We start from the raw sequence: 13,201 nt of genomic DNA, 5'->3' as shown, positions 1-13,201 counted from the left end.
TGACGTTCCCTCTACCAGGCAAAGTGTCTACAGCTATCGACCGGGCCCTGAGGCAGAAGGTTTAAACAATCTGAAGGCGCCGCCAAACAATGACGTCAGGCAGGTCGCGGTGATTAAACGGAACGTCGAAGGCGCCACAGGCTCAGATGGTTTACGTGTTTGATGCACGGATGAACCCGCCATTCCTACAAACAGGTCAGCCATCATGTCTAACGATTATCAAGGTATCGCCAGTGTCATCACGGCGTCTCGCCACATGGGTACAGACTCGGATGAACGCCTTAATGAGACGGTAAAGATTCAATTGACCTGCAGCGGCAAACCAACGATTGCGCGGTTGAGTTTCGACACCCCGCTTCAATGGCCCGGCCACCCCAACTTTGTGCTGATCAACCTGCCGGACGGTTCATCGGTGGGTGGTGTGATTGCCGAAATTGAAAAGTCGACCGATGGCCCGGGTTGGGTGACGTTTACGGTGGATGATTGAGGTCTTCCCAACAGGCTTCAAATCACCTCCAGATGGCTGCCTCGAATGAGACACACAGGCCAGTAATCGAGACGCACAGACAAGCCTATTTTCGCAGATACATTTTGTAACGTCCTATGATTGACGCTTGCTCGAATCGCCGCAGGGATTGGGTGGCGTGTGTTTATCACGCCCTTGAATCCGCAGCGAAAAATGATTCGAGTTCAGCGAACAATTCGATTGGGACAAACAAAAGGATGCGGGCTATGTCATTGCGTAATTTATCTTTACTGGTCACCACACTGGCGCTGTTAAGTGGGTGTAATGCGCTCGCGGGCAAAACCAACATGCTCAGTGATGACGACGTGAAATCCCAAAGCGCCGGCGCATTGGGCTATGCACCGACAGACCTGAGCATCGTCAACCGTCGAACCGAAGGCACCAACACCTACGTACTGCTTAAAACCAACGACAACAAGCAATTCAACTGCATTATCAACGGGGGCAATATCCTGACCTTCGGTATGTCCAACCCGCCTTCGTGTGCGAAGAAAGGTGAACAGATCAAGAGTGGCCCGTTCGGGAGCTGATCTGTCGCTGGAAAAAAGGGCCAGGCCACCTCTGTAAACGGAGGCCTGGCCCTTTTTTATTCGCTCAGATCAGTTTAAAAGACAAGATATCGGGCGGCTGGGCTCCGGCCCGTTCAGTCTGGGCAACCCAAACAAAATGCTCAGCGACTACTCGGCCGTCGCCGCACACCGTTTAAAGGGTGCGATCTACAGCGTCGCCCTGGTTGAAGGCAGCAACGAATAAACCCTATTGATCGGAGAGCGACCATGCACCCGCATAAAACCGCGATTGTTTTGATTGAATACCAGAACGACTTCACCACCCCCGGCGGCGTGTTCCATGACGCGGTGAAAGACGTCATGCAAACGTCCAACATGCTGGCGAATACCGCCACCACGATTGAGCAGGCACGCAAGCTGGGCGTGAAGATCATCCACTTACCCATCCGCTTTGCCGACGGCTACCCAGAGCTGACCCTGCGCGCCTACGGCATCCTCAAAGGCGTCGCCGACGGCAGCGCGTTTCGTGCCGGCAGCTGGGGCGCCGAGATCACCGACGCGCTGAAACGCGAACCCACCGATATTGTGATCGAAGGCAAACGCGGGCTGGATGCTTTCGCCACCACGGGCCTGGACCTGGTGCTGCGCAACAATGGCATCCAGAACCTGGTTGTCGCAGGTTTCCTGACCAACTGCTGCGTCGAAGGCACGGTTCGCTCCGGTTACGAGAAGGGTTATGAGGTGGTGACGTTGACCGACTGCACGGCGACGTTCAGTGATGAACAACAGCGCGCAGCCGAGCAGTTTACGTTGCCGATGTTTTCGCGAACCCTGCAACACACCGCGTTTCTGCAAGCACTGAACGCCGGATAAAAAAAGCGGCGACTCCTAACGAGTCGCCCCTTTTTTAGTGCTTGGGTCATTCGGTTGGCGCGTACTGCATTTCGCCGTTACCAAACGACCAGTCTTCGCGCTTCACGTCCACCAGGCTGATCCACACATCTTCCTTGCGCAGCCCGGTCTTGGCATTGCCGACGGTTTGCGCTAGTGCGCCGCGAAACTTCGGCCTTTGAAGCATCGGTGAACGGCTGACCGGATGTCAGTGCTTATTGACCTGAACATAGATTGCCGTGCACAGACCAATCAAACAAACACCGGCGATGTAGTAAGCGGCGCCCATCTGACTGTATTGAAGCAACAGGGTGACGACCATCGGCGTCAGGCCACCGAATACGGCGTACGACACGTTGTAGGAAAATGACAAGCCGGAAAACCGCACCACCGGTGGAAAGGCACGCACCATCACGGCAGGGGCTGCGCCTATCGCGCCGACAAAAAAACCGGTAAGTGAATAGAGTGGAACCAGCCATTGCGGGTGCGTTTCAAGCGTCTTGAACAAGAGCAGTGCGCTGAACAGAAGCATGATGCTGCCGATCATCAGTACCCGACCCGCACTGAAATGATCGGCCAGTTTCCCGGCGATCACGCAGCCAACACTCAAACACACAATAGCGAGACTGTTGGCCTGCAAGGCTTGCGCTGCAGTAAAGCCATAGTGGGTTTGCAGCAGCGTCGGCGTCATCAAGATAATCACCACCACCCCCGCCGACATAAACCAGGTCAACAGCATAGACACACCGACGGCTTTTCGATGAGCCCGCAGCACAGTGCGTAAAGGCAGCTCTGCGGCCACTTCCTTGCGCTGCTGCATCTCTGCGAAAACCGGCGTCTCATGCAGCCATCGACGCAGATACACCGCCATCAGCCCGAAGCCTCCGCCGAGCAGGAAAGGTACGCGCCAGGCAAAATCCAGTATTTCTTGCGCGGTGTAAAAACTGTTGATGAGGGTGGCGACAAAAGAGCCCAACAAAATCCCGGCCATCAACCCTGCCGTGAGTACGCCGCAGGCTAAACCAATATGGCGCGAAGGCACATGCTCGGAAACAAACACCCAGGCGCCCGGGACTTCCCCACCAATGGCAGCCCCTTGAATAACGCGCAAGAGTAATAACAGCACTGGCGCCCACAGCCCAATCTCGGCATAAGTAGGCATCAAGCCCATGATGAGTGTGGGAACAGCCATCATTAAGATACTGAGCGTGAACATTTTCTTGCGCCCCAGAAGGTCGCCGAAGTGGGCGATCACCACACCACCTAATGGACGCGCAAAGTAGCCGGCAGCAAAGATGCCGAATGTTTGCATCAATCGCATCCATTCCGGCATCTCGGGAGGGAAAAACAATTGCCCCACGACGGCGGCGAAGAACACAAAAATAATGAAGTCGTAAAACTCCAAAGCACCGCCCAAGGCGGACAATGACAAGGTTTTATAGTCCTCACTTTTAAGCGGGCGCGAGCCCTCTGGAACACCCGTCTGAATAGAGCTCATAGGACTATCTCTTTCTGATTTTATAGGTCTGACGACCCGGCAAAACACCGGTGGAGTCTAAGAAAGGCTCTATAGTTTTGAACGTCAGAACAATCTGAAAGCAGAGGGGTACTGTCGACCGTGACGCACTGTTAATGCGCGCTCGGCGATGCGTTGGGGGGGCACACGCCGTGCCAATCGCACGGCGCCAGGTTATGCCTCTATCGATATTGAATTATTGGCGATTAAACCATCGGCGAATGGCTGACCACCCGCAGCGCCAGGCCCTCGTAGGCATCCAGCGTGATGGTGAACTCACCCTCGGCGGTGAGATCACCCTCGACCCGTTCATTGATGATGTCCACCACCGGCCCCGGCGCAATATTGGGCAGGTGCAGGGTTTCGGTAATCGCCGTGGCGCCGAAGTTAAGCGCGGTGATCTGCGTGCCCTTCCCGGCCGGCAACTCGTGAACCATGATCAGCAAGCCGGGATGCTCGACGTCCGGCACCAGAATCTGCCGGCTGGCGGCGATGCCATAGGCACTGCGCGCCGCGAGGATTTTTTGCAGCTGTGAGGCGAATGACTGCGGGTCCTGCAACTGGTGATTGAGGCTGCCGTACAAGGTTTTCGAACGCGGCATCTGCCCGGCCGAGAGTTCGGCCGCCGGGTTCAAGTCCACCAGGTCATAGGCGCCGCGATGCACCCAACGGGTATCGCCATCGGCCATCAAATGCGCCACGTCATCGGCCGCCAACGGCAGCGCACCGACCAGGTCCCAACCCGACAAGGCAAACACCCCAGGCTGCATGGCGTTGTACATCACCAACAACAAATGGATCTGCCGGATCTGCTCGATATCTGCCGGCGTAATCGCCTCCAGGTCACGAATCCCCAGGGCCGCCGTGATGATGCTGGCGGTGGTGCAGGACACGCCATTGGTGACGAATTTGAGGTTATACGGCGCATGCTCGCCGGCCAGGCGCTCATACATCTGCTCGCGAATATGCTCGCGCAGGATGTTGCCGGGGAACGTCTGGCCCTGATAGAGGTAATTATCGTGGGCGTGCAAGGTCCAGAAGTGCACCAGTTCCAGGGTCAGCTCGTCGTGGTTCTGCAAGGCATGAATCAACGAACCTGGGTCGATGCCCAGGCTGTGCATCTCGCGCAGCATCAGGCGCAGGAACTCGGTATCGCCCATCAGCAACGCATGCTGGTAGGCCGGGCGCGTGATGAAGTCATAGGAAAGGTCCGCGCCGCCGTGGGACATGGCGGCGATATCGTCGACCGTCAGGTTAAGCTCCTGAAAGCTGAACCCACCGGCCTTGCGAATCGCGCCGCCGAGCAGCTGATTGCCAGTGATCGACAGCGGGTGGCTTTCCGACCACGCGCCGCCTTCCAGCTTGCGCTCCACACCGAGGAAGCCGTTGGCGTCCAGGCGCAGGATCTTCGCGCCCATCACGTCAATCGCATGCAAGGCATCACCAATGATCATCTGCTGCGCGGCAAACGAAGGGTCCAGCCAGTTCAGCGACGGCTGGCCTTCCTTGAAGTAATGCAGGTACACCCAGCGCCGTGGCTTGCCGTCCACGCCCACCACTACCGGGGTTGCGCTCCAGTCGGTTTCCTTCACACCAGGCTCAAAGAAGATCACCCGCTGCAACTGGCCGACGATGTAATGCTTGTCGCGCAGCGCATCCACCTGCAAGGGGCTGAGGTTCTGCGCGTCACGGCCTTCGGCGACATCGGGCAACATCGGCCAGTCTTCTTCGCGAATTTCCACCATGTGGTAGAGACCGGGATAGTCCTCATACGCCATCTCGGCCAGGCGAAAATCCGCACCCTTGCCGGTGTGCGATGGGATCACGTCGTCGATGATCACCGCGTTGTGCGCGGCGGCCATCCGCGTCAGGGCTTGCAGCTGCGCCTCGGTGCCCAGTTGCGGGTCGATTTCAAAACTGATGCGGTCAAAATTTCCGTCGATGGTCGGCGTATGCCGCGTGCCGGAGAGCCCGCCGGACTTTTTCAGCGGGCCATTGTGAATGCCCTGGATGCCGATCTTCGACAGCGCATGCCACAGGCTCTCATCCCCCAACGCCTCCAGCACCGTGCCGTTTTCGCGGGTCACAATCGAAGCCGGGTACGCGGTAAACCACACCGACGACAACGCCGTAGCATCACGCGGCCGGGTCTGCGCATACGGCTGCTGCCACAACCGGCCTTGGCCCGAATAGAGCTTGGCGCGCTGGCGCGCCGCGTGCAGCATCGATTGCTCAACCAGCCAGTTCACATGATTGTTGTCCGCCGCCGTCATAAGCCCGTTACCTGTGTGCGTGAAAAGGTCATTCGTAAGCATAGGAGCGACGGCGGGAGCGATTCGTTGCATTGCAATGCGCGCAACTACGTCAACTGCCGATATTGCCTCGGCGTAAACCCCGTCAACGCCTTGAACTGGCGAGTAAACGCGCTGTGGTCGGTGTAGCCGCACTGCAGCGCAACCTCAGTGATCGGTAATTCGCTGTGCAGCAACCGGTGCGCATGTTCCAGGCGCACTTTCTGGATCATCTGCCGGGGCGTCAGGTGGAACACGCGCTTGCAGTAGCGCTCCAGCTGCGCCACGGAGATCCCGGCGATGCGCGTCAGTTCGCCAAGGCTCACGCGCCGGTTGAAATGCGTGCGGATGTGCGCGTCCACGGCAGCCAGGCGCTGGTACGCCGGGTGGGTTTCGCTGGCCGATTGCAGGTCGACCGAAATACCCGCCAGGCCGATGATCTGGCCGTCATCACTGTACAGCGGCCATTTGTGCGTCAGGCACCAGCCGGGTTCGCGCGTGCCGTACAGGTGCAGTTCCAGCTGGTCCTCAAGCACAAACCCTTGCTCCAGCACTCGCCGGTCCTGCTCGGTATAGCCCGGCCCCAACTGCGCTGGGAACACTTCGGCGCTGGTCTTGCCCAGCAGCGGTTGCAGTTGCTTGAGGCCGCAGCGTTGCACCAGCGTGTGGTTGGCGAGCACGTAGCGTGCGTCGATGTCCTTGATAAAGATCGCGGCATTCGGGATCACGTCCAACAGCGGCAACAACTGCGCCACGCCGTCCAATAGCTGCTGCATGTTGTGGGGGCGACGCGCCTCGAATAGGCGTGCAAATGCGCTGGGCAACATGACGTGACTCCCGGTTTTTTTGAGCAGATTGCCCCATGCCGAAGTGACTGTCGAGCGCGGCAAACTGTGCCGAATTCGTCATCTCCACACGCGCAAAACATCAATCCCCACGCCGTTGATGGGTTCAGGATAGCGCCATTACCTGCCTATCCAATAACTCACAAGAAGGCGCCGCCATGTCTGCTCAAGGCAAGTTCAAGAAACAACTTTCACTGATGGACCTCACCTTTATCGGGCTGGGCGCCATCTTCGGTTCGGGCTGGCTGTTCGCGGCCAGTCACGTTTCCGCCATCGCCGGGCCGGCCGGGATTATTTCCTGGCTGATCGGCGGTTTCGCCGTGCTGTTGCTCGGCATCGTCTACTGCGAACTTGGCGCCGCCCTGCCCCGCGCCGGTGGCGTGGTGCGTTACCCGGTGTATTCCCACGGCCCGCTGCTGGGTTACTTGATGGGTTTTATCACGCTGATTGCATTTTCAAGCCTGGTGGCGATTGAAGTGGTCGCCTCGCGCCAATACGCAGCGGCATGGTTTCCCGAGCTGACGAAAGCCGGTTCCAGCGACCCGACCACCCTCGGCTGGCTGGTGCAATTCGCGCTGCTGTGCCTGTTCTTTATCCTTAATTACCGCAGTGTGAAAACCTTCGCCATCGCCAATAACCTGGTGAGCGTATTCAAGTTCATCGTGCCGCTGTTGGTGATTGGCGTGCTGTTCACCTTCTTCAAACCGGCGAACTTCCAGGTGCAGGGTTTTGCGCCGTTCGGGCTATCGGGCATTGAAATGGCGGTGTCGGCCGGTGGGGTGATCTTCGCTTACTTGGGCCTCACGCCGATCATCTCGGTGGCCAGTGAAGTGAAAAACCCGCAACGCACGATTCCAATTGCGTTGATCCTCTCCGTACTGCTGTCGACCGCCATCTATGTGCTGCTGCAAACCGCGTTCCTTGGCGGCGTGCCGACCGAGATGCTCGCCAACGGTTGGGCCGGGATCAGCAAGGAACTCGCGCTGCCTTATCGTGATATCGCGCTGGCGCTGGGCGTGGGCTGGCTGGCGTATCTGGTGGTGGCCGACGCCGTGATCTCGCCCAGCGGCTGCGGCAATATCTACATGAACGCCACCCCGCGCGTGGTGTATGGCTGGGCGCAGACCGGCACGTTCTTCAAGATTTTCACGCGTATCGATGAAAAATCCGGCATCCCGCGCCCGGCGCTGTGGCTGACCTTTGGCCTGTCGGTGTTCTGGACCCTGCCGTTCCCGTCCTGGGAAGCGCTGATCAATGTGGTGTCGGCCGCGTTGATCCTGAGCTACGCCGTGGCCCCGGTGACCGTCGCCGCGCTGCGCCGCAATGCACCGCAAATGGCGCGGCCATTCCGGGTCAAGGGCATGGCGGTACTCGGCCCGCTGTCGTTCATCATCGCCGCGCTGATCGTGTACTGGTCGGGCTGGAGCACCGTGTCGTCGCTGCTCGGCCTGCAAATCCTGATGTTTGTGATTTACCTGCTCTGCGCGCGCTGGGTGCCGACCGCGCACCTGACTATCAAACAGCAAGTGCGCTCGTCGGCGTGGCTGATCGGCTTCTACGCGATGACCATCCTGCTCTCCAAGCTCGGCAGCTTCGGCGGCATCGGCGTGCTCAGCCACCCGTTTGACACGCTGGTGGTCGCGGTCTGCGCCTTGGGCATCTACTACTGGGGCGCCGCCACCGGCGTGCCTGCACACCTTGTGCGCCTGGAACACGAAGATGACGAAAGCGAGGTCGTCAGCGAGCCCCAGCACAACGCGCCCTTGTCCCCGGTTACTCATTGAATGGAGCGTTTTATGAAGCGCCTGCACGTTATCGACTCCCACACCGGCGGCGAACCTACGCGCCTGGTGCTGGATGGTTTCCCCACGCTTTCAGGCAACACCATCGCCGAGCAATTGGAGAACCTGCGCACCGAGCACGACCCATGGCGCCGCGCCTGCCTGCTGGAGCCGCGTGGCAATGATGTAATGGTCGGCGCGCTGTACTGCGAGCCGGTCACGCCCGGCGCCACCTGTGGGGTGATCTTCTTCAACAACGCCGGTTACCTCGGCATGTGCGGCCACGGCACCATCGGGCTGGTCGCCTCGTTGCACCACCTGGGGCGCATCCAGCCCGGCGTGCACAGCATCGACACGCCGGTCGGCCCAGTCGCGGCGACGTTACATGAAGACGGCGCCGTGACCCTGCGCAACGTGCCCGCCTACCGCCACCGCCAGCAGGTGGCGGTAGACGTGCCCGGCCATGGCGTGGTCCACGGCGACATCGCCTGGGGCGGCAACTGGTTTTTCCTGGTCTCGCAGCACGGGCAAACCCTTGAGATGGACAACGTCGAGGCCCTGACTGATTACACCTGGGCGATGCTCAAGGCCCTGGAGCAGCAAGGTATTCACGGTGCCGATGGCGCGTTGATCGACCATGTCGAGCTGTTCGCAGACGACCCGCACGCAAACAGCCGCAACTTCGTGATGTGCCCCGGCAAAGCCTATGACCGCTCGCCCTGCGGCACCGGCACCAGCGCCAAGCTCGCGTGCCTGGCCGCCGACGGCAAACTCGCCCCCGGCGCAACCTGGGTGCAAGCCAGCATCACCGGCAGCCAATTCCAAGGCCGTTATGAATGGGACGGCGAACGCGTGCGCCCGTTCATCACCGGCCGCGCCTACATGACCGCCGACAGCACCTTGCTGATCGACGAACAGGACCCTTTCGCCTGGGGCATCTGAGCCCGGGCCGTATTTAACTGAACGCTGGAGTTAGAACAATGAGCGACAACATCTTCACCGGTTGCATCCCCGCACTGATGACCCCGTGCACACCGCAGCGCAAGCCGGACTTCGACGCCTTGGTCGCCAAGGGCCGCGAGCTGATCGATATCGGCATGAGCGCCGTGGTGTACTGCGGCTCCATGGGCGACTGGCCGTTGCTCACCGAAGCCGAACGCCAGGAAGGCGTGGCACGCCTGGTGGCAGCCGGTGTGCCGACCATCGTCGGCACCGGCGCCGTCAACAGCCGGGAGGCGGTGGCCCACGCGGCGCATGCGGCCAAGGTCGGTGCCCATGGCCTGATGGTGATCCCGCGCGTGCTCTCCCGTGGCGCTTCGGCCACCGCACAAAAGGCGCACTTCGCGGCGATCCTCAAGGCCGCGCCGAACCTGCCGGCGGTGATCTACAACAGCCCGTACTACGGCTTTGCCACCCGCGCCGACTTGTTCTTCGAACTGCGCCGCGAACACCCGAACCTGATTGGCTTCAAGGAGTTCGGCGGCGGCGCCGACTTGCGTTACGCGGCGGAAAACATCACCTCCCAGGACGATGACGTCACGCTGATGGTCGGTGTCGACACCCAAGTGGTGCACGGTTTCGTCAACTGCAACGCCACCGGCGCGATCACCGGCATCGGCAACGCCCTGCCCCGCGAAGTGCTGCAACTGGTGGCCCTGAGCAAACAAGCCGCCAAAGGTGACGCCAAGGCACGGCGCCTGGCGCGCGAGCTGGAAGCCGCGCTGGGCGTGCTGTCGTCCTTCGACGAAGGCTGCGACCTGGTGCTGTATTACAAGCACCTGATGGTGCTCAACGGCGACCAGGGTTACGCCCTGCACTTCAATGAAACTGACGTGCTCAGCGATGCGCAACGCCGTTACGCGCAAAACCAGTACGCACTGTTCCGCCAGTGGTACGCCAACTGGTCGGCCGAGCAGAACCTGGCCTGACCCGTGCGCGCCGCTGTGGTGGTCACAGCGGCCAACCCTCTTTTTTGCAGGACGACCCCATGACTCTGACGGGCAAGATGCTGATCGGTCAGCAAGCAATTTCCGGCGATCGCGAAGCGATCCGGGCGATCAATCCCGCCACCGACACGCCATTGGAGCCTGCCTACGGCGGTGGTCATGGCGCGCCTGTCGAACAGGCATGCGCCTTGGCGTGGGCGACATTCGACACGTATCGCGAAACCTCGCTGGCCGAACGCGCCACGTTCCTTGAATCCATTGCCGACGCCATAGAAGCCCTCGGCGATGCGTTGATCGACCGCGCCGTGGCCGAAACCGGCCTGCCGCGCGCGCGTATTCAAGGTGAGCGCGGCCGCACTTGCGGGCAATTGCGCACCTTCGCGCGCACCGTGCGTGCCGGTGAATGGCTGGATGTGCGCGTCGACATGGCGCAGCCTGAGCGCCAACCGCTGCCGCGTGCGGACCTGCGTCAACGCCACGTGCCACTCGGGCCGGTGGCGGTGTTTGGCGCAAGCAATTTCCCGCTGGCGTTCTCGGTGGCGGGCGGCGACACCGCTTCGGCACTCGCGGCCGGTTGCCCGGTGATCGTCAAGGCTCACGGTGCGCATCCGGGCACCAGCGAGCTGGTCGGGCGTGCGGTGGCCAAGGCCGTCAAAGCCTGTGGTTTGCCGGAAGGCGTGTTTTCGTTGTTGTACGGCTCCGGTCGCGAGGTGGGTATCGCGCTGGTCACCGACCCGCGCATCAAGGCCGTCGGTTTTACCGGCTCGCGCAGCGGCGGCGTGGCGTTGACCCAGGCAGCACAGGCGCGGCCGGAGCCGATTCCGGTGTACGCCGAGATGAGTTCGATCAACCCGGTGTATCTGTTCCCTGCGGCGTTGCAGGCACGGGCCGAAGACTTGGCGCAGGGGTTTGTGGCGTCGTTGACCCAAGGCGCTGGGCAGTTCTGTACCAACCCGGGTCTGGTGATTGCCGTCGCAGGCAACGCACTTGAGCGCTTTATCGCCACGGCAAGCCAGCTGCTGCCAGGGTGTGCGGCGCAGACCATGCTGACGCCAGGTATTTTCAGCGCTTACCAAACCGGTGTCGGTGCATTGACAGAGCATGCCCAGGTTGTCGCCACCGGCGCGGCGTCCGTTGGCCCAAATCAAGGCCAGGCGCACCTGTTCGTGACCCAGGCCAAGGCGTTTTTGGCCGATGAGCACCTGCAAGGGGAAGTGTTCGGCGCCGCTTCGCTGGTGGTTGTGTGCGCCAATAACGAAGAAGTACGCCAGGTCTCGGAACACCTGGAAGGCCAACTGACCGCCACGCTGCACCTGGATGAAGATGACCTGGCACACGCCAAAGCCTTGCTCCCGGTGCTCGAACGCAAAGCGGGCCGCCTACTGGTCAACGGCTGGCCGACCGGTGTGGAAGTCTGTGACGCCATGGTCCATGGCGGCCCTTTCCCGGCCACCTCGGATTCGCGCAGCACCTCGGTCGGCACGGCGGCGATCCTGCGGTTCTTGCGCCCGGTGTGTTATCAGGATTTCCCCGACAGCCTGCTCCCCGACGCCCTGCAACACGGCAACCCATTGCGGTTACGGCGCTTGCTCGACGGCCAGAGAGAGGCCTAGGCCATGTCCGAATCCAACACTGGCGATATCGTCGTGGTCGGCGCCGGCATTATCGGCGTGGCCTGCGCCCTGCAATTGGCGCGACAGGGCCGGCGCGTGGTGGTGATCGACGCGCAGGAACCCGGCATGGGTGCCTCCTACGGCAATGCCGGGCACCTGGCGACCGAGCAGGTGTTTCCCATCGCCGATGTGTCGATTCTAAAGCGCCTGCCCGCGATGCTGATGGACCCAATGGGCCCGCTGCGCCTGGACTGGAAATACCTGCCCCGCGCCCTGCCCTGGTTTGTCCGCCTGTTGCTGAACCTGCGCCCGGCGAACTACCGGCGCACGGTCGCCGGTATTCGGGCGCTGAATGAAAGCAGCCTGGGCGCCTGGCAACGCTTGCTGCACTCCATTGACCGCGCGCAGTTATTGCGCGAAGACGGTTCGTTGTTGGTGTTTGAGCGCGCCGAATCACGCGTGGCCATTGAGGCCTTGCAACAGCGTATGCGGCAACAAAACGTGCCGGTGGCCTTCTGGTCAAGTAGTGATGTGCGCAACGCAGCGCCGCAGTTGAGCGACGCGCTACAAGGTGGGCTGTTTTTCCCCGGCACCGGGCATTTTCTCGACCCGTACCACGTGGTCTGCGAACTGGTTGAGGCCGCCAAGGCCGAAGGTGTGCAGTTTCTCAAGCAGCGCGTCGTGGACGCGCGCCTCACGCCCGATGGCGTGTCGCTGTTGACCGATCAAGGCACCCTCACTGCACGCCAGGTGCTGATCGCCTGCGGCGCACATTCGGCCAAACTCACCGCGGCACTCACCGGTAAAACAGTGCCGCTGGACACCGAACGCGGCTATCACTTGATGCTGCCCCAGGAGCCACAGCGCCTGCCGTTTGCCGTCACCTCATTCGAGCGCAAATTCATCATGACGCCCATGGCCGGCGGCCTGCGCCTGGCCGGCACGGTGGAATTCGCCGGGCTCGAACGCCCGGCGAACATGAGACGTGCCTGGCAACTGCACCGGCTGAGCCAGGGGCTGTTTCGCCTCGACCTCAGCACGCAAGGCGCCACGCCGTGGATGGGGTTTAGGCCTTCCCTGCCTGACTCGCTGCCGATCATCGACCGGGTGTGCGACGGCAAGGTGTTACTCGCCTTCGGGCACCAGCATCTGGGGTTGACCCAGGCGGCGGTGACGGCGGAAATGGTCGCGCAGTTGGCCGCTGAAACTCCGGTGTTTTCCGGGCTACCTGCGTTTGCGTCGTATCGCTTGGATCGATTCTGAAAAAACTGTGAGTTGCGAGT

At 61.0% G+C, this 13,201-nt stretch carries 11 protein-coding genes and 1 pseudogene; 8 read left to right on the top strand and 4 right to left on the bottom strand.

Translation table 11 applies throughout. From position 1 onward, the window contains the following. Positions 1-205: 205 nt before the first annotated feature. The 3 genes from PspR76_RS14555 (at position 206) to PspR76_RS14545 (ending at position 1,908) form a co-directional block, all read left to right on the top strand. Positions 206-487 carry a hypothetical protein gene (locus tag PspR76_RS14555; RefSeq protein ID WP_159956307.1) on the top strand — a complete coding sequence of 94 codons (282 nt, stop codon included), beginning with the start codon at positions 206-208 and terminating at the stop codon, positions 485-487. A 245-nt stretch (positions 488-732) separates the two neighbouring features. Next, on the top strand, positions 733-1,056 hold the full coding sequence (locus PspR76_RS14550; protein ID WP_159956305.1) for a hypothetical protein: 324 nt from the start codon (positions 733-735) through the stop codon (positions 1,054-1,056). Between the two features lie 246 nt (positions 1,057-1,302). Continuing rightward, on the top strand, positions 1,303-1,908 hold the full coding sequence (locus tag PspR76_RS14545) for a cysteine hydrolase family protein (protein WP_159956303.1): 606 nt from the start codon (positions 1,303-1,305) through the stop codon (positions 1,906-1,908). 46 nt (positions 1,909-1,954) lie between these two features. On the opposite strand, the pseudogene PspR76_RS14540 reads toward PspR76_RS14545, so the two are convergent. The 4 genes and pseudogenes from PspR76_RS14540 to PspR76_RS14525 all read right to left on the bottom strand — a co-directional run. After that, positions 1,955-2,086: pseudogene (locus PspR76_RS14540) on the bottom strand (tautomerase family protein); the annotation flags it as partial. 48 nt (positions 2,087-2,134) lie between these two features. Continuing rightward, positions 2,135-3,424 carry an MFS transporter gene (locus PspR76_RS14535; protein ID WP_159956301.1) on the bottom strand — a complete coding sequence of 430 codons (1,290 nt, stop codon included), beginning with the start codon at positions 3,422-3,424 and terminating at the stop codon, positions 2,135-2,137. 224 nt (positions 3,425-3,648) lie between these two features. After that, positions 3,649-5,715 (bottom strand): maltose alpha-D-glucosyltransferase, encoded by a 2,067-nt coding sequence (treS, locus tag PspR76_RS14530; protein ID WP_159956299.1) that lies wholly within the window; start codon positions 5,713-5,715, stop codon positions 3,649-3,651. 86 nt (positions 5,716-5,801) lie between these two features. Continuing rightward, complete coding sequence (locus tag PspR76_RS14525) at positions 5,802-6,560, bottom strand: AraC family transcriptional regulator (protein WP_159956297.1); 759 nt, start codon at positions 6,558-6,560, stop codon at positions 5,802-5,804. Positions 6,561-6,736: 176 nt separating this feature from the next. Here PspR76_RS14525 and PspR76_RS14520 point away from each other — a divergent pair, with 176 nt between their 5' ends. The 5 genes from PspR76_RS14520 to PspR76_RS14500 are packed head-to-tail and all read left to right on the top strand — an operon-like array spanning position 6,737 to position 13,181. Next, positions 6,737-8,362 carry an APC family permease gene (locus PspR76_RS14520; RefSeq protein ID WP_159956295.1) on the top strand — a complete coding sequence of 542 codons (1,626 nt, stop codon included), beginning with the start codon at positions 6,737-6,739 and terminating at the stop codon, positions 8,360-8,362. 12 nt (positions 8,363-8,374) lie between these two features. Continuing rightward, positions 8,375-9,301, top strand: coding sequence for a 4-hydroxyproline epimerase (locus PspR76_RS14515; protein ID WP_159956293.1), 927 nt, complete (start codon positions 8,375-8,377; stop codon positions 9,299-9,301). Positions 9,302-9,339: 38 nt separating this feature from the next. Then, a complete protein-coding gene (locus PspR76_RS14510; RefSeq protein WP_159956291.1) occupies positions 9,340-10,287 on the top strand; it encodes a dihydrodipicolinate synthase family protein in 948 nt (315 codons plus the stop codon). 59 nt (positions 10,288-10,346) lie between these two features. Next, positions 10,347-11,918 (top strand): aldehyde dehydrogenase (NADP(+)), encoded by a 1,572-nt coding sequence (locus PspR76_RS14505; protein WP_159956289.1) that lies wholly within the window; start codon positions 10,347-10,349, stop codon positions 11,916-11,918. Positions 11,919-11,921: 3 nt separating this feature from the next. Continuing rightward, on the top strand, positions 11,922-13,181 hold the full coding sequence (locus PspR76_RS14500) for an NAD(P)/FAD-dependent oxidoreductase (protein ID WP_159956287.1): 1,260 nt from the start codon (positions 11,922-11,924) through the stop codon (positions 13,179-13,181). Positions 13,182-13,201 lie beyond the last annotated feature (20 nt).

Source organism: Pseudomonas sp. R76, from assembly GCF_009834565.1.
GTDB lineage: Bacteria > Pseudomonadota > Gammaproteobacteria > Pseudomonadales > Pseudomonadaceae > Aquipseudomonas.
This window is presented reverse-complemented; position numbering and strand designations above follow the sequence as displayed.